General features: G+C 73.4%; 13 protein-coding genes and 1 pseudogene (1 of these 14 running past the window's edge). 9 read left to right on the top strand and 5 right to left on the bottom strand.

Translation table 11 applies throughout. From position 1 onward, the window contains the following. On the top strand, positions 1 to 537 hold the final stretch of the coding sequence (gene ptsP / locus OEIGOIKO_RS36345; RefSeq protein WP_125057604.1) for a phosphoenolpyruvate--protein phosphotransferase. It extends 1,134 nt beyond the left edge of the window; 537 of the gene's 1,671 nt are visible here — the last part of the coding sequence; its start codon lies beyond the left edge, outside the window; its stop codon occupies positions 535 to 537. Positions 538 to 711: 174 nt separating this feature from the next. On the opposite strand, the gene OEIGOIKO_RS36340 is transcribed toward ptsP, so the two are convergent. Then, the gene (locus OEIGOIKO_RS36340; protein ID WP_125057603.1) at positions 712 to 1,641 is read right to left on the bottom strand and encodes a hypothetical protein; all 930 of its coding nucleotides are present in this window, start codon (positions 1,639 to 1,641) and stop codon (positions 712 to 714) included. A gap of 118 nt (positions 1,642 to 1,759) precedes the next feature. Then, positions 1,760 to 3,781, bottom strand: coding sequence for an acetoacetate--CoA ligase (locus OEIGOIKO_RS36335; protein ID WP_125059422.1), 2,022 nt, complete (start codon positions 3,779 to 3,781; stop codon positions 1,760 to 1,762). 455 nt (positions 3,782 to 4,236) lie between these two features. Here OEIGOIKO_RS36335 and OEIGOIKO_RS36330 point away from each other — a divergent pair, with 455 nt between their 5' ends. The 3 genes from OEIGOIKO_RS36330 (at position 4,237) to OEIGOIKO_RS36320 (ending at position 9,626) form a co-directional block, all read left to right on the top strand. After that, on the top strand, positions 4,237 to 6,732 hold the full coding sequence (locus OEIGOIKO_RS36330; RefSeq protein WP_125057602.1) for a glycoside hydrolase family 31 protein: 2,496 nt from the start codon (positions 4,237 to 4,239) through the stop codon (positions 6,730 to 6,732). A 101-nt stretch (positions 6,733 to 6,833) separates the two neighbouring features. Further along, complete coding sequence (locus OEIGOIKO_RS36325; RefSeq protein ID WP_307721254.1) at positions 6,834 to 7,838, top strand: methyltransferase; 1,005 nt, start codon at positions 6,834 to 6,836, stop codon at positions 7,836 to 7,838. A 945-nt stretch (positions 7,839 to 8,783) separates the two neighbouring features. Then, a complete protein-coding gene (locus OEIGOIKO_RS36320) occupies positions 8,784 to 9,626 on the top strand; it encodes a M15 family metallopeptidase (protein WP_125057601.1) in 843 nt (280 codons plus the stop codon). A 63-nt stretch (positions 9,627 to 9,689) separates the two neighbouring features. Here OEIGOIKO_RS36320 and OEIGOIKO_RS36315 read toward each other — a convergent pair whose 3' ends face one another. Together OEIGOIKO_RS36315 and OEIGOIKO_RS36310 are read right to left on the bottom strand one after the other, a co-directional pair. Beyond that, positions 9,690 to 11,756, bottom strand: coding sequence for an FG-GAP-like repeat-containing protein (locus OEIGOIKO_RS36315; protein ID WP_125057600.1), 2,067 nt, complete (start codon positions 11,754 to 11,756; stop codon positions 9,690 to 9,692). A gap of 89 nt (positions 11,757 to 11,845) precedes the next feature. After that, positions 11,846 to 12,337, bottom strand: a complete 492-nt coding sequence (locus OEIGOIKO_RS36310) for an FG-GAP repeat domain-containing protein (RefSeq protein ID WP_170251959.1) — start codon at positions 12,335 to 12,337, stop codon at positions 11,846 to 11,848. Between the two features lie 600 nt (positions 12,338 to 12,937). Here OEIGOIKO_RS36310 and OEIGOIKO_RS36305 point away from each other — a divergent pair. From OEIGOIKO_RS36305 to glpK, 5 genes and pseudogenes are all read left to right on the top strand, one after another. Next, positions 12,938 to 13,375, top strand: a pseudogene (locus tag OEIGOIKO_RS36305) (Zn-ribbon domain-containing OB-fold protein); the annotation flags it as partial. A gap of 79 nt (positions 13,376 to 13,454) precedes the next feature. Then, positions 13,455 to 14,645 (top strand): lipid-transfer protein, encoded by a 1,191-nt coding sequence (locus OEIGOIKO_RS36300; protein ID WP_125057597.1) that lies wholly within the window; start codon positions 13,455 to 13,457, stop codon positions 14,643 to 14,645. Between the two features lie 150 nt (positions 14,646 to 14,795). Continuing rightward, a complete protein-coding gene (locus tag OEIGOIKO_RS36295; RefSeq protein ID WP_125057596.1) occupies positions 14,796 to 16,505 on the top strand; it encodes a GGDEF domain-containing protein in 1,710 nt (569 codons plus the stop codon). A gap of 249 nt (positions 16,506 to 16,754) precedes the next feature. Beyond that, the gene (locus tag OEIGOIKO_RS36290; RefSeq protein WP_125057595.1) at positions 16,755 to 17,522 is read left to right on the top strand and encodes an MIP/aquaporin family protein; all 768 of its coding nucleotides are present in this window, start codon (positions 16,755 to 16,757) and stop codon (positions 17,520 to 17,522) included. A 52-nt stretch (positions 17,523 to 17,574) separates the two neighbouring features. Further along, positions 17,575 to 19,104 carry a glycerol kinase GlpK gene (gene glpK / locus OEIGOIKO_RS36285; protein ID WP_174857268.1) on the top strand — a complete coding sequence of 510 codons (1,530 nt, stop codon included), beginning with the start codon at positions 17,575 to 17,577 and terminating at the stop codon, positions 19,102 to 19,104. Positions 19,105 to 19,197: 93 nt separating this feature from the next. On the opposite strand, the gene OEIGOIKO_RS36280 is transcribed toward glpK, so the two are convergent. Continuing rightward, positions 19,198 to 19,809 (bottom strand): GTP-binding protein, encoded by a 612-nt coding sequence (locus OEIGOIKO_RS36280; protein WP_031002215.1) that lies wholly within the window; start codon positions 19,807 to 19,809, stop codon positions 19,198 to 19,200. Positions 19,810 to 19,868: the final 59 nt, after the last annotated feature.

Below are 19,868 nucleotides of genomic sequence, written 5' to 3'. Positions count from 1 at the left end.
GTCTACCTTGAGGTCATGGCGCCGATGGTGGCCGACCGGACCGACGCCAAGGCGTTCGCGGACGCGTGCCGCGAGGCCGGGCTGCAGGCGAAGTTCGGCGCGATGGTGGAGATTCCGTCCGCCGCGCTGCGCGCCCGGTCGATCCTGCAGGAGGTCGAGTTCCTCTCGCTGGGCACCAACGACCTGGCGCAGTACACCTTCGCCGCCGACCGTCAGGTCGGTGCGGTGTCGCGGCTGCAGGACCCGTGGCAGCCGGCGCTGCTCGACCTGGTGGCGCTGTCGGCCGAGTCGGCGAAGGCCGAGGGCAAGAGCTGCGGTGTCTGTGGTGAGGCGGCCTCCGATCCGCTGCTGGCGTGTGTGCTGACGGGTCTGGGCGTGACGAGCCTGTCCATGGGCGCGGCGTCGATCCCCTACGTGCGCGCGACGCTGGCGAAGCACACGCTGGCCCAGTGCGAGCGTGCCGCCTCCGCGGCGCGGGCCGCGGACACCGCCGAGGACGCGCGCGCCGCCGCGCAGGCGGTGCTCTCCGGGGAGTGATCCCCGGCGGGGCCCGGTCGGTCCGGGAGTGACCGGGCGGGCCTCGCCGATGAAGCAGTGCAACGCTGGTACGGACGGCCGTCCCGCCCTTGTGGCGGGGCGGCCGTCCGGCGTTTTCGGCCGGGCGGCCGTCCGGCGTTCGAGGCGGGCGGGGCGGGCGCGGCGGCCGCCGTGTCAGTGGTGACTGTGGTCGTGTCCGTCCGTCGGTGGTGGGTCGGGAAGGGCGAGGCCGGCGTGATAGTCGACGCCGGGCTCGGGCGGGACGGGTTCGCCGGTGTCGGCGTCCGTGCAGTAGGCCGTGAAGACCTCGGCGGCGCTGAGCGGGTGCAGCCAGGCGTCGCGCAGGACCCAGCCGCGGACCGTGTCGCGCCCGGCGGTCTCGGCCGTACGGGACACGATGCCGCCGGGGCTGCGCAGGGCGACGCCGGCGGCGAGGACCGTGCAGAAGACGAGCGTCGCGGCTTCGGACAGCTCCAGCCGGCCGTCGTCACGGGAGTCGGCGTGCAGCACGGCGAGGAGCGGGGTCCCGCTCGCGGGGACGCTGCACACCAGGTGGTGGGTGCCGTCGCCGAGGGCGTCCAGCAGACTGGTGACCGCGCGGGAGGCGCGGGCGAAGGCGGCCCGCGCCAAGTCCTCGCCGCAGTCCGCGCAGGCTCCCGTACGGGCGAGGAGGGCCGTGGCGCGGTCCCACATCGCCTGGCGTTCCGCTTCGTCGATGAGGACGGGCAGCAGCCGGGACAGGGATTCGCCGGTGTACGGCAGGGTGGCGCCGGTGCAGGCCACTTCGGCCGTGTAGCGGGAGCGGCTGTCGGGGCGGTCGGGGTCCAGGTCCGTGTCCGTGCAGAAGGTCTCGTACGCGACGGGGTCGAAGAGGGCGACGGTGGTGTGGATGCCCTGGGCGGTCAGTGAGCGCAGCAGGGCCTCCATCTGCTGGAGGTAGGCGGTGTGGTCGTCGAACGGGAAGGTGCGGTAGCGGCGCATGGCCGCGAAGTCCTGGGCGTCCGCCAGGACGGCGGCGGTGCTCGGGATCTCGCGGCGCAGCATGCGGCGGGCGGCGGGGCCGCTCGAAGCGGTAGGTGCGGTGCGTCGGGACGGTGTGGTCATGACTCCCCCTCGGTCGGTGTGTGCTGCTCGCTCGGCGAGCCTCACTTGTGACTGAGAGTAATCGGAGGGTCTGACAACGGCCGCCCGCGACGGCCCGCCCGCTACCGTCCGCGCTCGGTCACGCGCTCTCGGCCGCGGCTCGCTCGGCGGCGATCCGCTCGTAGAACCGCAGGAGTTCGAGGTTGTCGACCGAGCCCGGGTTGACGGCCTTCTCCAGCGGGGTGCCCTGGAGGAGGCGTTTGACGGGGACCTCGATCCGCTTGCCCGTGAGGGTGTGCGGTACGCCGGGGGCCTCGATGATCTCGTCGGGAACGTGGCGCGGGGAGCACTGCGCCCGGATGGTGCGCTTGATGCGGTCGCGCAGGGCGTCGTCGAGCGTGGCGCCGGGCGCGAGGTGGACGAAGAGCGGCATCCAGTAGCCGCCGTCGGGGAGTTCGAGGCCGATGACTAGGGATTCGCGGATCTCGGGGAGGCGTTCGACGGCCTCGTAGATGTCCGCCGAGCCCATCCGTACGCCCTGGCGGTTGAGGGTGGAGTCGGAGCGGCCGTGGATGACGACGGTGCCGCGCGCGGTGCGGGTGATCCAGTCGCCGTGCCGCCAGACGCCGGGGTAGGTGTCGAAGTAGCTCTCGTGGTACCGGGTGCCCTCGGGGTCGTTCCAGAAGTGGATGGGCATGGACGGCATCGGGTTGGTGACGACCAGCTCGCCGACCTCGTCGGTCAGCGGCTTGCCGTGCGGGTCCCAGGCCTGGAGGTCGGTGCCGAGGCAGGGGGCCTGGAGTTCGCCGATGTGGACGGGCAGGGTGGGCGCGGCGCCCGCGAAGCAGCTGCAGACGTCCGTGCCGCCGCTGACGGAGGCGATCCACAGGTCGGCGGCGACCTCGTCGTGCAGCCAGCGGAAGCCGTCGGGCGGCAGCGGGGAGCCGGTGGTGGCGACGCACTTGACGGTGGTCAGGTCGAAGTCGCGGCCGGGGTGCACGCCGGCCTTGCGGCAGGCCATCACGTAGGCGGCGGAGGTGCCGAAGAGGGTGGTGCCGGTGCGTTCGGCGATCCGCCACTGGGCGGCGGTGTCCGGGTGACCCGGGCTGCCGTCGTAAAGCACGATCGTGGAGCCCGCGAGGAGGCCGGCGACGAGGAAGTTCCACATCATCCAGCCGGTGGAGGTGTACCAGAAGAAGCGGTCGTCCGGCCCGAGGTCGCAGTGCAGGCCGGTCTGCTTGAGGTGTTCGAGGAGGATGCCGCCCTGGGACTGGACGATCGCCTTGGGCAGGCCGGTCGTACCGGAGGAGTACAGGACCCACAAAGGGTGGTCGAAGGGGACCTGCTCGAAGACCGGTTCGGTGGCGGCGGAGGTCAGGCCGGACCACTCCAGGGCGCCTTCGGGGGCGGGGGTTCCCAGAAGAGGGATGTGGACGACGGCGCGGAGGGTGGGCAGTTCGCGGCGGAGTTCGGCGACGGTCTCGCGGCGGTCGTGTTCCTTGCCGCCGTAGCGGTAGCCGTCGACCGTGAACAGCACGACGGGCTCGACCTGCTGGAAGCGGTCCAGGACGCTGCGGGCGCCGAAGTCGGGGGCGCAGGAGGTCCAGACGGCGCCGACGGCGGCGGTGGCCAGGAGGGCGACGACGGCCTGCGGGACGTTGGGGACGTAGCCGCTGGCCCGGTCGCCGGGGCGTACGCCGAGGCGGCGCAGCTCGGCGGCCAGGGAGCCGACCTGGGCGCGCAGCTCGGCCCAGGTGACGGGGGCGGGGTCGTGGGTCTCGTCCACGTGCAGCAGGGCGGGCGCGTCGGCGCGGGCCGGGTCCTCGGCGGCGCGCAGCGCGTGCTCCGCGTAGTTGAGGGTGGCGCCGGGGAACCAGCGGGCGCCGGGCATCGCGGGGTCGGCCAGGACGGTCTCGTACGGCGTGCTGAAGCGGACGTCGTACCAGGCGGCGACGGCCTGCCAGAAACGGGGCAGTTCGGTCACGGACCAGTGGTGCAGCGCGGCGTAGTCCGCCACCGGGTCCCCTGCGGTGCGGGCGGGGGCGCCGTGGTGGGCGGCCGCCCAGTCGTGGAACCGGGTGAGCTGGGCGCCGGCGATGCGGTCCGGGCCGGGCTGCCACAGGGGTTCCGGCTGCGGGTCGGACTGCGGTGCGGTGGTCATGATCGGCTCCCGGCTGTACGCGGCGTTGCGTGGACGCGGTGTGGGCGTGCGGTACGCGGTGTGCGTGGTCCCCGTACGGCCGAGGGGGTCGCCCCGGCGCAGCGCGGGGGCGCGTGCGTGTGACACGGCTGGGCAGGACGATGCCACGTGATCGACTTCTGCGCCAGGGTCGGCCGCACATTCGGGACGCGCGGGCGCGCCGGGAACGGCCGCGCGTACCGGGGCGGGGACGGCCTGGCACCCGTGGACGGAAGCGATCACGCACCCGTGGACGGGGACGGCCGGGTACCCGTGGCGCGCACCCGTCGAAAGGAGCGGTCTCCGGCGTGCTCCGGTGGCCGGAACCGGTGGCGTGCGCGCCACCGGTGTGCCGCGTGTGAGGTCCTGGTTGGTCCCAGGTGAACGGGGACTGAACAACGCCCCCGTCGCGGGCCGTCGATGGCAGGCTGAGCAGCATGGACGGGCGTGATCAAGAGCGGTCGGCGCGGTGGCCGCGGTGGGACGGGACGGCCGGTGCGGTCCGGGCCGTCAGGGCACTGGGATCGGTACGGGGGCTGCGGACATGGCGGTCGGCGTGGCGGCGGCGCCGTGCGGACGCGCTGGGGCTGCCGCGGGGCGGCCGGGAGCGGGCGCGGGTGCCGGGGACGGCGGTGGGTGCGGAGCCGCAGCCGGGCGGCGGAGTGGTGCATTTCGCGCGTTCCTCGCTGCGGGTGCGGGTGGCGGCGGGCGGCGCGGTCTTCTGCGGCTGGGACGACGCGGCGCCGGAGCCGTCGTACGCGCTGGCCGGGGCGTGCCCGGAGCCGGACGCGCGGGCGGTGCTGGAGCCCGGTACGGAGGGCGGCTGGCGGGTCGTGTCGGAGCGGGTGACGGTGACGGTGTCGCGGCACGGCGCGGTGGAGGTGCGGACGCCGGGCGGCGTGGTGTTGCGGCGGGAGCTGCCGCCGCGCTGGTGGGACCGGGTGCCCGGGGACGGGAGCGGAGGGGCCGGAAGTGAGGGGCCCGGAAACGGAGGGCTGGGGGCCGGGGCCCCCGGGGGCGGCAGCGGTACGCCCGGCGAGCGGCCCGGTGACTCCCGGTGGGTGCAGCGTTCCGAGGTGGCCGCGGACGCCCGGTTCTTCGGGCTGGGCGGCCGGTCGGCGGGGCCGCGGCTGCGGGCGGGCAGGTACCGGTTGTGGAACACCGACCCGGGCGGCGCGTTCGTACCGGGCGACGATCCGCTGTCCGTGACGATGCCCGTCCAGCTCGTGGTGGCGGACGCCGGCACGCACCTGGTCTTCCACGACAACTCGTGGGACGGCACGGTGACGCTGCGCGAAGGGGCGGAGGGGGCGGGCTCCGGGCACGACCGGCCGGGCTGCTCGGAACTGCGGATGGACGGCGGCCCGTTGCGGTACTGGGTCCTGGCCGGTACACCCGCCCGCGTCCTGCTCGGCTGGACGGCGCTGACCGGGGCGCCCGCGCTGCCGCCCCGCTGGGCGCTGGGTCCGCAGCACGCCCGGTGGGGTTTCGGCAGCCAGGCGGAGGTGCGGCGGGTCGTCACCGGTTACCGGGAGCGCGGGCTGCCGTTGTCCGCCGTGCATCTGGACATCGACCACTACGACGGCCATCGCGTCTTCACCGTCGACCGTACGGCCTTTCCCGATCTGCCCGGTCTCGCGCGGGAGTTGCGCGAGGAGGGGGTGCGGCTGGTGTCGATCGTCGATCCCGGGGTGAAGGCCGAGCCGGGCAACGCGGTGTACGAGGGCGGGGCCGCGGCGGACGCGTACGTACGGGACGCGCGGGGCCGGGAGGTGCGCGGCGTGGTGTGGCCGGGCGAGGCGGTGTTCCCGGACTTCACGGACGCGCGGGTGCGCAAGTGGTGGGGCGGGCTGTACGCGGAGCGGCTGGCCCAGGGCTTCTCCGGGGTGTGGCACGACATGAACGAGCCGGTGTCGTTCGCGGCGTTCGGCGATCCGTCGCTGCCGCGTTCGGCGCGGCACGCGCTGGAGGGCCGGGGCGGTGACCACCGGGAGGCGCACAACGTGTACGGGCTGGCGATGGCGCGCGCCGGGTACGACGGGCTGCTGGAGCTGCGTCCCGACGAGCGTCCCTTCCTGTTCTCGCGCTCGGGCTGGGCGGGGATGCAGCGGTACGGCGGCACCTGGTCGGGGGACGTGGCGACCGGGTGGCCGGGCCTGCGGGCCTCGTTGTCGCTGGTGCTGGGGATGGGGCTGTGCGGGGTGCCGTACAGCGGTCCGGATGTCGGCGGGTTCTCGGGGGTGCCGTCGCCGGAGCTGTATCTGCGGTGGTTCCAGACGGCCGCGTACCTGCCGCTGTTCCGTACCCACTCGGCGATGACCGCCGGGCGGCGGGAGCCGTGGGAGTACGGGCCCGAAGTACTGGAGCACGCGCGGGCGGCGCTGCTGGAGCGGATGCGGCTGCTGCCGTACTTCGTGACGCTCGCGCAGCTCGCGCGCCTCTCCGGAGCGCCGTACGTACGTCCCGTCTGGTGGAACACCCCCCACGACCGGAAGCTGCGCGACTGCGAGGACGCCTTCCTGCTGGGAGACGCGTTGCTGGTGGCGCCCGTGCTGGGGCCCGGGGTGACGCGGCGGGCGGTGCGGCTGCCGCGCGGGCGCTGGTACGACACGGCGGACGGGCAGGCGTACGACGGGCCCGGGCAAGTGCTGGTGGACGCGCCGCTGTCCCGGCTTCCGGTGCTGGCGCGGGCCGGTGCGGTGCTGCCGGTGGCGGGCGCGGACGGTACGACGGAGCTGGAGGTGTGGGCCCCGGAGGAGGGCCGCGAAGGGGGTGGCCTGGTCGTGCCGGACGCCGGTGACGGCTGGCAGCGGCCGGCGGTCGAGCGTTTCACCACGCGCTTGGAGGGCGGGGAGGTGGTCGTCGAGCGCCAGGGCGGTGGCGCGGTCGGGTACCGGGTGCGGGTGCGCGGGTCGGCGGGTGGCCACGGGTAGGCGGCGGGCGGCGGATTGCGTAGGTTGGTCCGTTCGTACAGCGGCAGTGACAGCGCCGGTGAGGCACCGGGCGGACACGACGCGCAGAGAGGACTCCGGAAGTGACGGACGCGAACGGGCGGGGAATCCGGGACATCGCGGACCTGGTGACACCGATGGCGGTACGGACCGTGGCGACGCTACGGGTGGCCGACCATCTCGCGGACGGAGTGCGGACCGCGCGGGAGCTGGCCGCGATCACGAAGGTCGACGCCGGCGTGCTGGACCGGGTGCTGCGGCACCTGGTGACGGTCGAGGTGTTCAGCCGTGACGAGGAGGGCCGCTACGGGCTGCTGCCGCGCGGCGAGGAATTGCGCGACGACCACCCGTCCGGCGCGCGGCGGATGCTGGACGTGGAGAGCGCCATCGGCCGGGCCGACCTGGCGTTCGTGGCACTCCCCCACTCCGTACGGACGGGCGAGGTGGCGTTTTCGCGGCAGTTCGGCCGTTCCTTCTGGGACGACCTGAAGACCGACCCGGAGCGGACCGCCGGTTACGACGCGCAGATGGGTGTCGACGTCACACGGTGGGCCGAGACCGTCGTACCCGCCTTCGACTGGGGTGCGCTGGGGCGGATCGTGGATGTCGGCGGCGGCAACGGCACGTTCCTCGCGGCGCTGCTCGCCGCGCATCCCGGGCTGCGGGGCACCGTGTTCGACCAGCCGGAGACCGTACGGGCGGCGCACGAGACGCTGGCGGCGGCCGGGCTGGACGGTCGCGCGGACGCGGTGGCGGGCGACTTCTTCGAGGCGCTGCCCGCGGGGGCGGGCGGCTATGTCCTCTCCGCGGTCCTGCACGACTGGGACGACGACGCGGCGCGGGCGATCCTGCGCCGGTGTGCCGAGGCTGCGGGGACGCGGGGGCGGGTCCTGGTCGTGGAACGGTTCGGCGTGGACGGCGAGTCGGTGCACACGGGTATGGATCTGCGGGTGTTCGTGTACTTCGGGGCGCGGGAGCGTGGGGTGACGGAGTTGACGGCGCTCGCGGAAGAGGCCGGGCTGCGGGTGGCCAGGGTGCATCCGGCGGGCGATCTGGCGGTGGTGGAGATGACGGCCGCCGGGGAGTGACAACTGCCGGGGAGTGACCCGCCACCGGAGTGTGACGGCGCACGGCGATGTCCCGGGGCCCGGCCCAGGGCACCCCGGACACCGCCGGTGGAAGAATGCGGCGTCCTTCTATTTCTGTTCTGTTGTCGCTCATTTTCCCGGTGCGTTACTTTTGCCGGAGAATCCCTCCGTCAAAACGGACGAGGGTCGACATGAGAAATCCGGCGACGCAGTGGGTGTTGTCCTTCGACGCCTCGTGCGAGCAGTGCAGGAAAGTCTCCGAAGCGGTCGAGCGCGCCTGGGGAGGGAAAGTCGAACCGTTGCGGGTCGAGGACCACCGCGACAGCATCCCGCAGGACTACGACGCGCTGACCGCCCACCCCCTGCCCTGCCGCCAGGCCGTCTGGGCGGCACTGCCGCCCGCGGCCCGCAGCCGGCTCTGGGGGGGAACAACTCGCGCGCTAGCGCCGGACGCATCCCGGCCTTTCCCGGAACAGAGCGACGTACTCGAAAAAGTGCACCACATCGCCGCGCAGGAGAACAGCTTCACTTTCGACCGGGTGGCCGGCCCGGGTCCGACCGGGTGGCCGGCCCGGGTCCGGCCGGGTGGCCGGCCCGGGTCCGGCCGAGCGGGCCCTCCGGGAGTCCGCCGACCGGCATTTCGGGTGCGCGGCGGCGAACCTGCTGTTTGCGACACTCGACCCCGCCGAGACCTCCCGGAAGCGCGCTGCAAGGCTCTGAACTGCAATTGCAGCGTCGAATCCAACTACTGTTCCACCAGCGCCTGCCACGACAACCAGTGCATGAAAAGCCGGTGCGGCTGCCGCGTCTACCAGCGGTCCTGCGGATATCTCTGGCGCTGTCCCTGCGACGGTTACTGCGCCTGCAACTCCTGCCGAGCCACTTTCCCGACAGGCGGTGCCGACTGTCTTCCGTGCGGCGCGGTGCCGGTGGTAGACGGGTGCCATGCCGAGACTCGCTGCCGCGCTGCGCGGCCTCGCCGTGGCCGCCACGGCCTTCGCTCTGACCTTTGCGGCTGTGCCAGGAGGGGCCGCCGCCGAGCCGCGGCCTTCGAGCGACACCGCACCCTCCACGGTTACGGCCGCGCCCAGCGCATTCGTCGCACTGCGCGACGTGGACCCGACGATCCGTCAGGAGATGCGGTACTTCACGCCGCACAACTTCATGGGCGTACCGGTCACCGGCTACCGGCAGCCCCTGTGCATCCTGACCCGGGACGCGGCGCGGGCGCTGCACCGGGCCCAGCGCTCCTTCCTGCGGCGGGGTTACACGCTCAAGGTGTACGACTGCTACCGGCCGCAGCGCGCCGTGAACCACTTCGTGGACTGGGCCGAGGACCTGGGCGACCAGCGGATGAAGGGCGAGTTCTATCCGCGGATCGACAAGTCGACCCTCTTCCGTGACGGCTACATCGCCGAGAAGTCGGGGCACAGCCGGGGCAGCACCGTCGACCTGACGCTGGTCCGGCTGCCCGGCCTGCCCACCCGGCCGTACATCCCCGGCGAGCCCCTGACGGAGTGCTACGCGCCCAAGAAGGCACGGTTTCCCGACAACTCGCTCGACATGGGGACCGGTTTCGACTGCTTCGACACGCTCGCGCACACCCTCGACCCTCGGGTGCGGGGACAGCAGCGCGCGAACCGGCTGCTGCTGAAGCAGGGGCTGGAGAGCGCCGGGTTCCGCAACTACGACAAGGAGTGGTGGCACTACACCTTCACGCCGGAGACGTTCCCGGACACGTATTTCGACTTCCCGGTCTCGCGGCGGTCGCTGAGCGGTCGTCACTGAGCAACCGCCGCCGAGCGGCCGTCAGTGAGCAGCCGTCGGTGATCGGTGTCGGTGACCGGCGGATCACCAGCCGCCGGTCAGCCGTAGCGGCTGGTCGGAGAGCGTGCCCCCGGTGTTGATCCAGAGGTTGAGGTCACCGGACGCGTCGTCCCTGGCGACGAGGTCGGCGATGCCGTCGCCGTTGAAGTCGCCGGCAGTGGTCTCCGTGCAGGTCCAGCCGCTCTTCAGGGCCGTGGACGGGCCGAAGGTGCCGTCCCCGTTCCCGGGCCGGAGAATCAGCCCGTTCGCGGCGTCCCTGGCCACGAGGTCCGTCTTCCCGTCCCCCGTGAAATCGCCCGCCACCGTCTGCGTGAAGTCCCAGCCGCCGATGGCCTTCACCGGGCGCGCGAACGTGCCGCCCTTCTCGCCGGCCCACAGCCGGAGTCCCCCGTCGGCGTCCCGGCCCATGAGGTCCCCGATGCCGTCACCGGTGACATCACCCGCGGTGGTCTGGGTGATCTTCCAGTCACCGGTGAGCCGCGCCGGACGGGCGAACGTGCCGTCGCCCCGCCCCGTCCAGAGCTTCAGAACGTTCCCGGCGTCCGCGGCGACGAGGTCCGCCTTCCCGTCCCCCGTGAAATCCCCCGCCACCGTCTGCGTGAAGTCCCAGTCACCGGTGAGCCGCACAGGACGCGCGAACGTGCCGTCTCCTCGCCCCGGCCGGTCGATGTCCTGGTTTCCGGTCCACAGCATGAGATCCCCGTCGGCGTTACGGGCGACGAGGTCCACGACGCCGTCGCCGGTGAAGTCGGCCGCGGCGGTCTGGGAGAAGTGCGGCGCGGGGCGGGCCGGCGGCGCGGCCAAGACGGTGTTGGCGAGGACGTGGCTGCCGTTGTCGTTGAAGTGCAGCCGGTCGTCACCGCGGTCGTAGTACCCGGCGAAGAGCCGGGTGCCGTCCCGCGGGTCCCGCGTCGCCCGGTCGAAGTCGACGTAGGAGTCCAGGTCCCGGCTGGTGCGGATGTAGCGGTTGACCTCTTGCCGGGTCTGTTCCTTGGCGGGGGTGTACGAGGGGTAGCCCGCGAAGGCCGGGATGGTGGCCGCGGTGAAGGTGAGGCCGGCGGTGTGGGCCCGGCCGGCGAGTTCCCGGATCGCGCTGATGAGGGAGGTGCTGTCGGCGCCGTCCAGCGCGATGTCGTTGATGCCTTCGTAGAGGATGACGGACCGGGCACCGGGCTGTTCGAGGACGTCTCGGGTGAAGCGGTTCAGGGCGCTCGGGCCGTAGGCGGCGCGTGTTCCGGTGGAGTCGGTGAGCAGCCGGTTGCCCGAGATTCCGGCGTTGACGACCCCTGTGTGCCGTCGCGACGCCTGGAGGGCGCGGCCGTAGTGGTCGGGCCAGCGGCGGTTGGTGTCCGGGGTGGTGTGCCCGCCGTCGGTCTGTGAGTCGCCGAGGGCGATGACGGTGCCGTCGCCGCCGGACACCGTGACGTCCACCCCGTTGAGGTAGGCCCAGTGCGTGAAGCGGGCCGGGAAGCGGCTGCCCGCCGTCTCGCCCGCCCGGTCGGTGCCGTCGCCCGGTGCCGAGGCGTAGGAGGTGGTGAGCGTGTAGTCGTGGTATGGCGCTTCCGCCACGGGCTCCGGCAGGTGGACGCTGACCAGCAGGTCTTCGTCGGCCTTGACGGGGAAGGCCGCCTGGTCGCTGCGTACCGTCTCCCCCGGCTCGACGACGGTGCTCCGGCTGCCGCCGAACGTCAGGTTCACCGGTGTGCCGGTGGCGCCGGCTCCGGCGGACCGCCGGGCGATGGTGGCGTGTCCGATGCGGACGGGTGCGGTGGCGAAGGTGTTGGCGAGCTGGATGCGGGCGGTGTCGCCACCGGTGCTGGTGTGGACGACCATGCGCAGCGTCTGGCGGCCGGTCACGCCGGACTTGGCCGCGGGGGCCGCCGTGGCCAGTGAGGTTCCCCAGGTCCGGGTCCAGCCCGGGGCTGCCCCGCTGCTCTGTCCGGCCCGGGGCACGGCCGGTGTCCCCGGGCCGTGGCCCTCGGCAGGCCGGGCCCAGGTGACGTGGGTCAGCGCGGCGACCGTCGCGCAGGTGGTGAGCGCCACAGTGGCCGTTCGCGTGACTCCGCGGAACAGCCGTGCCGTCCTCGTCATAGGGTTTCTTCCTCAACCGTCGTGTCGTGTGGGGGGACGAGTGGTGGTCGGGTGGAGTGCCGCCCGGCACTCCACCCGACCACCACTGATCAGTAGCTGCTGCTGACCGGGACGCGAGCGGCGAAGGTGCCGTTGCCGCGGCCGGCCCAGCGCAGAACGGTGCCGGTGTCGTCGTCACGGGCGATGAGGTCGGCCTTCCCGCTGCCGGTGAAGTCACCGGCAACGGTCTGGGTGTACTTCCAGCCGCCCGTCAACCAGACCTTCTCGGCGAAGGTGCCGCCCTTCTTGCCGGGGAACAGCCAGAGGTTCTTCTTGTCGTCACAGGCGACGAGGTCCGCGATGCCGTCGCCGTTGAAGTCGCCGGCGGTGGTCTGGCTGTAGGTCCAGGGCTTGGTGACCGGCACCGGCGCCGCGAACTTGCCGTCTCCGATGTCCAGCCTGGCAGCGAAGGCGTACGCACCGTCCGGGGCGGGGTCACCTGCGACGGCATGGGCCGGCAGAGCGACGGTCAGGGTGACGGTCGCGGCGGCGACGGCGACCAGGCCGGCCGACCAAGATGTGCGGGGGCGTCCGCTGGGCACGGTGTCGCTCTCCTGTTCCTCACAGCGCGGGCCAGGGAACGGAAGTTCCCCGGGGCTCCGGCCATCGGCCCGCACCGGCACGGCATCGCCGGGCCTTCCCGTGCGTGTGCAGTGCCGTTCTCATGCCCGACGCGCGTCCGGTGGTCCTCGGCCGTCGGAATATAGCAACGGAAGTGGTGCACGCCGGACGGTATGCGCCCAGGAGTTCCGGTAAGCGGAACATAGGGATATTCAGTGATGGGTGACCATGAAGCCGGTATTTCCTGGGGAACGTGCGTCGGCGGGCCGGCATGCGGAACCGGCGGCGGGCCGGCGGCGCCCGCCTGGGCAGGCGGCCTCGCCGTCAAGGCCGGGAGATATTGGCAAGTCGGCCGGGGCGCGGAACCACCCCCGTGGATCCCGCGCCCCGGCCCTGCCTTGGTGGACGCCGTGCGGGGTTATCCGGTTCAGCCGGTTTCCCGAAGAAGAGCATGATCCTTTCGTGCGCCGGGGGCGGTCGCGCGGCGGCGGGGTTCCGTCGGCCGCCGGTCGCGTGCCAGACTCCTGACGGACCGTCAGTTGGTCGAGAAGGGCGGACCGTTGCCGGTGTCGGGAGGTTCCGTGACGCGCGTACGCAGGCCGGTGGTACCGGGGTGGTTCACCGATACGGACACCGGTGCGGGCTTCCGCCTCCTGGGAACCCGGTGCGGTACCTGCGGTGCCGTGTTCTTCCCGCGCGAGGACTTCTTCTGCCGTGCTCCCGGCTGCGACGGGACCGGCCTGACCGAGGTTCCGCTGTCGCCGCGCGGCACGGTCTGGTCGTACACGGACGGCCGCTACCGGCCGCCGCCGCCCTACGTCTCGGACCCCGAGGTGCCGTGGCAGCCGCGTACCCTGATCGCGGTGGAGCTGGCGGCGGAGCGGATGGTGGTGCTGGGACAGGCCGCGCCGGGAGTGTCCGTGGCCGATCTGCGGGTCGGCATGGAGGTCGAGCTGATGCCCGGGGTGCTCGGCGAGGACGCGGAGACCGTGTGGACGACGTGGTGGTGGCGGCCGGTGAAGACGGACGGGACGGACGCGGCGGACGGAGTCGGCGGGGTGTACGGGGCGTACGGGGGTCTCGGGGCGGGAGACGGCCGTGTCCGGTGACATCGCCGTCCTCGGAGCGGGCCTGCACCCCTGGGGCAAGTGGGGCCGCGGCTTCGTCGAGTACGGGACGGTGGCGGCGCGGGCGGCGCTGGCCGACGCGGGGCTGGAGTGGGCCGATGTGCAGTCGGTGGTCGGTGCGGACACCGTGCGCGGCGGCTATCCGGGGTACGTGGCGGGCGCGACGTTCGCGCGGGCGCTGGGCTGGCAGGGCGCGCGGGTGACGAGTGTCTACGCGGCCTGTGCCTCCGGCGCGCAGGCGGTCGCCGCCGCGCGGGCGCAGCTTCTCGCGGGGCTGGCGGACGTGGTGCTGGTGGTGGGCGCGGACGCGGCCCCGAAAGGTTTCTTCGCCCCGGCGGGCGGCGACCGGCCCGACGATCCGGACTGGCTGCGCTTCCGGCTGCTGGGCGCGACGAATCCCGCCTACTTCGGGCTGTACGCCCGGCGCCGGATGGCCCTGTACGGGGACACGGCCGACGACTTCGCGCAGGTGAAGGTGAAGAACGCGGCGGCGGGCGCGCTCAACCCGTACGCGCGCTACCGCAAGCCGGTGACGGCGGCGGAGGTCGCCACGTCGCCCGTGGTCGCCGACCCGCTGCGGCTGCTGGACATCTGCGCCACGTCGGACGGCGCGGCGGCGCTGGTCCTGTGCGGCCTGGACTACGCACGGCGGCGGGGCGTGCCGGACCCCGTCCGTATCCGGGCCGTCGCCACGGCGACGCCTCGTTATCCCCGTACGGAGCTGGACCTGCCGGACATCGCGACCGACTCGGCGGCGTCCGTACCGGAAGCGCCGGCCGCTTTCCGGCCCTCCCTCGCCGAGGCGGCCTACGAGGAGGCGGGGCTCGGGCCGGACGACCTGTCGCTGGCGGAGGTGTACGACCTGTCCACCGCGCTGGAGCTCCAGTGGTACGAGGATCTCGGCCTGTGTGCCGAGGGCGGGGGCACGAAGCTGCTGCGCGACGGGACGACGGCGCTCGGCGGGCGGCTCCCGGTGAACCCCAGTGGCGGTCTGGCGTCGTTCGGGGAGGCGGTGCCCGCGCAGGCGATCGCGCAGGTCTGCGAGCTGACCTGGCAGCTGCGCGGGCGGGCAGGGGCGCGGCAGGTGCCGGGCGCGCGGGCCGGGATCACGGCGAATCAGGGGCTGTTCGGGCACGGTTCGGCGGTGGTCGTGGTGCGGTGAGGCGCCCGGGGCCGCACGGCCCCCGGGCGGCCACGCGGGCCCGGGAGACTCGCGAGCCCCCCGAGGACGCCCGTTCGAGTGCGCCGGAAGGGTGCGTGAACAGTGCGTGAATCACGCACCGTGCACGTCCCCGGTGGGCATTCTGCTGCCGTGCCTGCCTGGACGGACCAGCTCCGATTCGCCTTCCAGCCCGTCGTGAACCTGTCGACCGGTTCCATCGCCGCCCTGGAGATACTCGCCCGCCCCGAACGCGGCGACGTGCTGACGGCGGCGCGGCGCTCCGCCGATCTGGACGCCGAGCTGGCCGGACTCGCCGTACGGTCCGCCGCGCGGCAGGAGACCCTGTTGCCGCTGCACGTCAACGTGTTCGCGGCGACCCTCGCCGAGCTGCCGGGGCTGACCGCGCTGCGCAAGGCGGTGCACGACGTGGGCCGCCGGCCGTGGGAGATCACCATCGACGTCGGCGGGCCGTTCACGCACGTACCGCGGCGGGCGCTGCTGGAGGCGGTGGCGGGGCTGCGGCAGGACGGGTACCGCGTCGGCGCCGACGGGGTCGGCGACGGGGACCTGCCGCTGCGGCTGCTCGGCGATCTCGCCCCCGACCTGGTGAAGCTGGACGCCTCGCTCTGCGCGGAGCTGGACGGCGACCGGGGCGGGCGGGCCGCCGTGGCCGCCATGCGGCAACTGTGCGAGGTGCTGGGCAGTGTGCTGGCGGTGGAGGGGGTGGAGACGGAACGGCAGTACGCGGCGGTGCGCGCGGCGGGCGCGCAGCTCGCGCAGGGGTTCCTGTTCGCGCCGCCCGCCCGGCGTCCGGCGGCCGACGTGTATCTGCCGGAGCCGCGCGACGGGTACGGGCCGGTGGCGACCGGGTACGCCGGGGGCGCCGCGTCCGGCGTGGCCCAAGCGCCTGCCGGGCCGCCGGTGACGCAGTTCCTGCAGCCTGCCGCGCTGCTGCCGATGTCCGCCTCGGCAGGTGCGGTGCGCAGTCATCTGACGGGTTTCCCGGGAGTCTCGGGCGTGCTGCTGGTGGACCCCGACGGCGTACCCGTACGGGCCATCGACCGGGACCGCTTCCTGCTGTCGCTGTCCGGCCGCTACGGGCACGCGCTGTACGCCGACCGCCCGGCGCTGCGGCTGGCCGACCGGCCGCGGACGGTCGGCGCCGACGCCACCGCCTGGGAGGTGCTGGACGTGGCGGCGGACGGCGACCGCGAGCGGGCCGGTGACGACGTGGCGGTGGTGGACGACCAGGGCCGCTGCATGGGCGTGGTCCATCTGGCCGACATCCTGCGGGCGCTCGCGGAGAGCCGGGTGGAGGAGGCGGCGCGGCTCAATCCGCTGACCCGGCTGCCCGGCTCGGACGCGGTGAACGCGGAGGTGGACCGGCGGATCGCGGACGGCCGGGCGTTCGCCCTGAGCTGGCTGGACGTGGACCGGTTCAAGCAGGTCAACGACGGGGCCGGGTTCGCGGCGGGGGACGCGCTGATCCGGGCCGTGGGGCAGGTGCTGGCCCGTACGGCGGCGGAGCTGCCCTCGGCCCGGGTGGGGCACATCGGCGGGGACGACTTCCTGGTGCTGGCCGCGCCGGACGATCTGGAGCCGTTCGCGGCGGCCGTGCTGGACGTGCCGTGGTCGGCGGGCGGGCTGCCGGTGACGCTGTCGCTGGCGACGGTGGTGTGCGCGCCGGGCAGCGTGACGGGTCACGCGCAGTCCGCCGCCGCGCTGGCACCGCTGAAGAAGGCGGCGAAGTCCCTCTCGGGAGTCGGCAGTTGGGTGCTGGGGCGGCCCGGCGCACAGGGGCACGAGGTGCGCCGGGGCCGGCGGCGCGAGGACGGAACGCCGCCCCACCCGGTCCCTTGACGCCCCGTCACCTGCGGTGAACACTGCCGGGTGTCCGTCGGCACCGCCACAGCCGGGTGACCCGGCCGGGTGGCAGCGGTAGGCGCTGCCCGACTCCCCAGGGGCGGTTCCGGCGCACCGGCACGCTCGACGCGGACGCCGCGCGGGGCGCGGCGTCCGAGCGCCCGCCGCCCTCCCCGTGGCCCGGGAAGTACGCACCCTGCACGGAGGACCGGGGCCACGGCCCCGGGCCAGGGACAAGGAGCCGCCATGTATGCCAACGGGGACATTTTCGTCGGTGAGGTCATCGGTACCGCCCTTCTGATCCTCTTCGGTGCCGGCGTGTGCGCCGCCGTCACCCTGCACCGCTCCAAGGCGAAGGCCGCGGGCTGGGTCGCCATCGCGTTCGGCTGGGGTCTCGGCGTGCTCGCCGGGGCCTATACCGCCGCGCCGCTGTCCGGCGGGCACCTGAACCCGGCGGTGACGCTGGGGTCGGCGGTCGCGGGCGGTACGCCGTGGTCCAAGGTGCCGCTGTACATCGCCGCCCAGTTGGTGGGAGCGCTGCTCGGCGCCGTACTGGCCTGGGCGCTGTACTACGCGCAGTTCGCGGCCAACCGGGAGGCGGAGACGGCGCAGCCGACGCTGGGGATCTTCGCCACCGCCCCCGAGGTCCGCCATCCGGCCGCCAACCTCGTCACCGAGATCATCGCGACCGTGGCGCTGGTACTGCCGCTGCTGTTCTTCGGCAAGAACGAGGGCATCGGGATCGGGCAGGTGCCCGGCGCGGACGCCGGTGTCTACGGCTCCGGGATCAACGTCCTGCTCGTCGCCCTGCTGGTCGTCGGCATCGGCCTCTCCCTCGGCGGGCCCACCGGCTACGCCATCAACCCGGCCCGTGACCTGGGGCCGCGGATCGCCCACGCACTGCTCCCCATCCCCAACAAGGGCACCTCGGACTGGTCGTACGCCTGGATTCCGGTGGCCGGCCCGCTGATCGGCGCGGTGCTCTCCGGTCTGGTGTTCACCGCGGTCTTCTGACCGTCCGCGCACGGCGCCCGGCCCGACCCGCTACGAGCAATCAGGAGACGTCATGACGGACGGCATCACGGACAGGTACGTCGCCGCGATCGACCAGGGCACCACCTCCAGCCGCTGCATCATCTTCAACCAGGACGGCGCGACCGTCGCCGTGGACCAGCGCGAGCACCGGCAGATCTTCCCCAAGCCCGGCTGGGTGGAGCACGACGCCGAGGAGATCTGGGCCAAGGTGCAGGCGGTGGTGGCGGGCGCGCTCGCCAAGGCGGGGCTGCGCGCCGATCAGCTCGCCGCGCTGGGCATCACCAACCAGCGCGAGACCACGGTGCTGTGGGACCGCTCCACGGGCAAGCCGGTGCACAACGCGGTCGTGTGGCAGGACACCCGTACGGCACAGCTCTGTCACGAGCTGGGCGGCACGGACGGCCAGGACCGCTTCCGCGAGGCCACCGGGCTGCCGCTGGCCAGCTACTTCTCCGGGCCCAAGGTGGCCTGGCTGCTGGACAACGTGCCGGGACTGCGGGCGCGGGCCGAGGCCGGGGAGATCGCCTTCGGAACGGTCGACTCCTGGCTGATCTGGAAGCTGACGGGCGGTACGGACGGCGGGGTGCACGTCACGGACGTCACCAATGCCGGGCGCACGATGCTGATGAATCTGCACACGCTCCAGTGGGACACCGCGATCCTGTCCGCGATGCGGGTGCCGGAGGCGGTGCTGCCGGAGATCCGGCCGTCGGCGGAGGTGTACGGGACGGCGGTGGGCCAGTTGCGGGGCGTGCCGGTGGCGGCGGCCCTGGGCGACCAGCAGGCGGCGGTGTTCGGGCAGACCTGCTACCGGGTCGGCGAGGCCAAGAACACGTACGGCACGGGCTCGTTCCTGCTGCTGAACACCGGGCAGCGGCCGGTGCCGTCCAAGAGCGGGCTGCTGACGACGCTGGGGTACCAGCTCGGCGGGGAGGCACCGGTCTACTGCCTGGAGGGATCGATCGCGATCACCGGCGCGCTGGTGCAGTGGTTCCGGGACCAGCTGGGGATCATCGACTCGGCCGACGAGATCGAGGACCTGGCGGCGCGGGTGCCGGACAACGGCGGGGCGTACATCGTCCCGGCGTTCTCAGGGCTGTTCGCGCCGTACTGGCGGTCGGACGCGCGCGGTGTGATCACCGGGCTGACGGGTTACGTCACCAAGGCGCACCTGGCGCGTGCGGTGCTGGAGGCCACCAGCTGGCAGACGCGCGAGGTGGTGGACGCCATGTACCAGGACTCCGGCGTGCAGATCACCGCGCTGAAGGTGGACGGCGGCATGACCGTCAACAACCTGCTGATGCAGCACCAGGCGGACGTGCTGGGCGTGCCGGTGATCCGGCCGGTGGTCGCGGAGACGACGTGCCTGGGCGCGGCGTACGCGGCCGGGCTGGCGACGGGGGTGTGGGCGGACCTGGACGAGCTGGCGGCGCACTGGAAGCGGGACACCGAGTGGACGCCGCGGATGGACGGGCCGACGCGGGAGCGTGAGTACGGCAACTGGCGCCGGGCGGTGGAGCGGAGCTTCGGCTGGCACGAGGCGGGCGGCACGGACTCGTAGGTCCTGTCGTCCCGGCCGGCGTACGGCCCGCACCCCGGACGGCGGGGTGCGGGCCGTGCTTGCGGCGCCTTACGGGCGCGGGTCCGGCGCGCCTCAGGGGAGCGCGGGCTCGCGCCGCCGGGCGCTGATGTGCATCGCGTGTTCCACGACCGCGATCAGTACGTCCTTGGCGGAGTCCTTCTCGCGGGCGTCGCAGAGCATGACCGGTACCTCGGGGTCCAGGTCCAGTGCGTCGCGAACCGTTTCCGCGGGGTAGCGTTCCGCGCCGTCGAAGCAGTTGACGGCGACCATGAACGGGATGCCGCGGCGCTCGAAGTAGTCGATGGCGGCGAAGGAGTCCTCCAGGCGCCGGGTGTCGGCCAGCACGACCGAGCCGAGCGCGCCGCGGGCCAGCTCGTCCCACAGGAACCAGAAGCGGTCCTGGCCGGGCGTGCCGAAGAGGTAGAGCACCAGGTCCTCGCGGAGCGTGATGCGCCCGAAGTCCATGGCGACGGTGGTGGTCCGCTTGCCCTCCACCCCGGCGAGGTCGTCGACCGGCCGGCCCGCCTCGGTCAGCCGCTCCTCGGTGCGCAGCGGCTTGATCTCGCTGACCGCGCCCACCAGGGTCGTCTTGCCCACCCCGAAGCCGCCCGCCACCAGGATCTTGAGGGTGACGGGGTCGGGGGCGTCCTGCTTGCGGCGTCGTTCAGAGCGCCCGAAGACCATGGCCGTCTTCTCCCGGTTCGCCGCTGGTGCTGTTCTCTCGCATTCCTCGGTCCTCGCAG

The sequence above is a fragment of the Streptomyces paromomycinus genome, assembly GCF_003865155.1.
In the GTDB taxonomy this organism is placed as follows: domain Bacteria; phylum Actinomycetota; class Actinomycetes; order Streptomycetales; family Streptomycetaceae; genus Streptomyces; species Streptomyces chrestomyceticus.
Note: the sequence above shows the minus strand (reverse complement) of the source record. Positions and strands in the feature narration are given on the sequence as shown.

Excerpts from the sequence above, each read along its gene's own strand:
- OEIGOIKO_RS36340 (WP_125057603.1), bottom strand. The coding sequence starts at position 1,641 with ATGACCACACCGTCCCGACGCACCGCACCTACCGCTTCGAGCGGCCCC.
- OEIGOIKO_RS36335 (WP_125059422.1), bottom strand. The coding sequence starts at position 3,781 with ATGACCACCGCACCGCAGTCCGACCCGCAGCCGGAACCCCTGTGGCAG.
- OEIGOIKO_RS36330 (WP_125057602.1), top strand. The coding sequence starts at position 4,237 with ATGGACGGGCGTGATCAAGAGCGGTCGGCGCGGTGGCCGCGGTGGGAC.
- OEIGOIKO_RS36320 (WP_125057601.1), top strand. The coding sequence starts at position 8,784 with ATGCCGAGACTCGCTGCCGCGCTGCGCGGCCTCGCCGTGGCCGCCACG.
- OEIGOIKO_RS36315 (WP_125057600.1), bottom strand. The coding sequence starts at position 11,756 with ATGACGAGGACGGCACGGCTGTTCCGCGGAGTCACGCGAACGGCCACT.
- OEIGOIKO_RS36290 (WP_125057595.1), top strand. The coding sequence starts at position 16,755 with ATGTATGCCAACGGGGACATTTTCGTCGGTGAGGTCATCGGTACCGCC.
- glpK (WP_174857268.1), top strand. The coding sequence starts at position 17,575 with ATGACGGACGGCATCACGGACAGGTACGTCGCCGCGATCGACCAGGGC.
- OEIGOIKO_RS36280 (WP_031002215.1), bottom strand. The coding sequence starts at position 19,809 with ATGGTCTTCGGGCGCTCTGAACGACGCCGCAAGCAGGACGCCCCCGAC.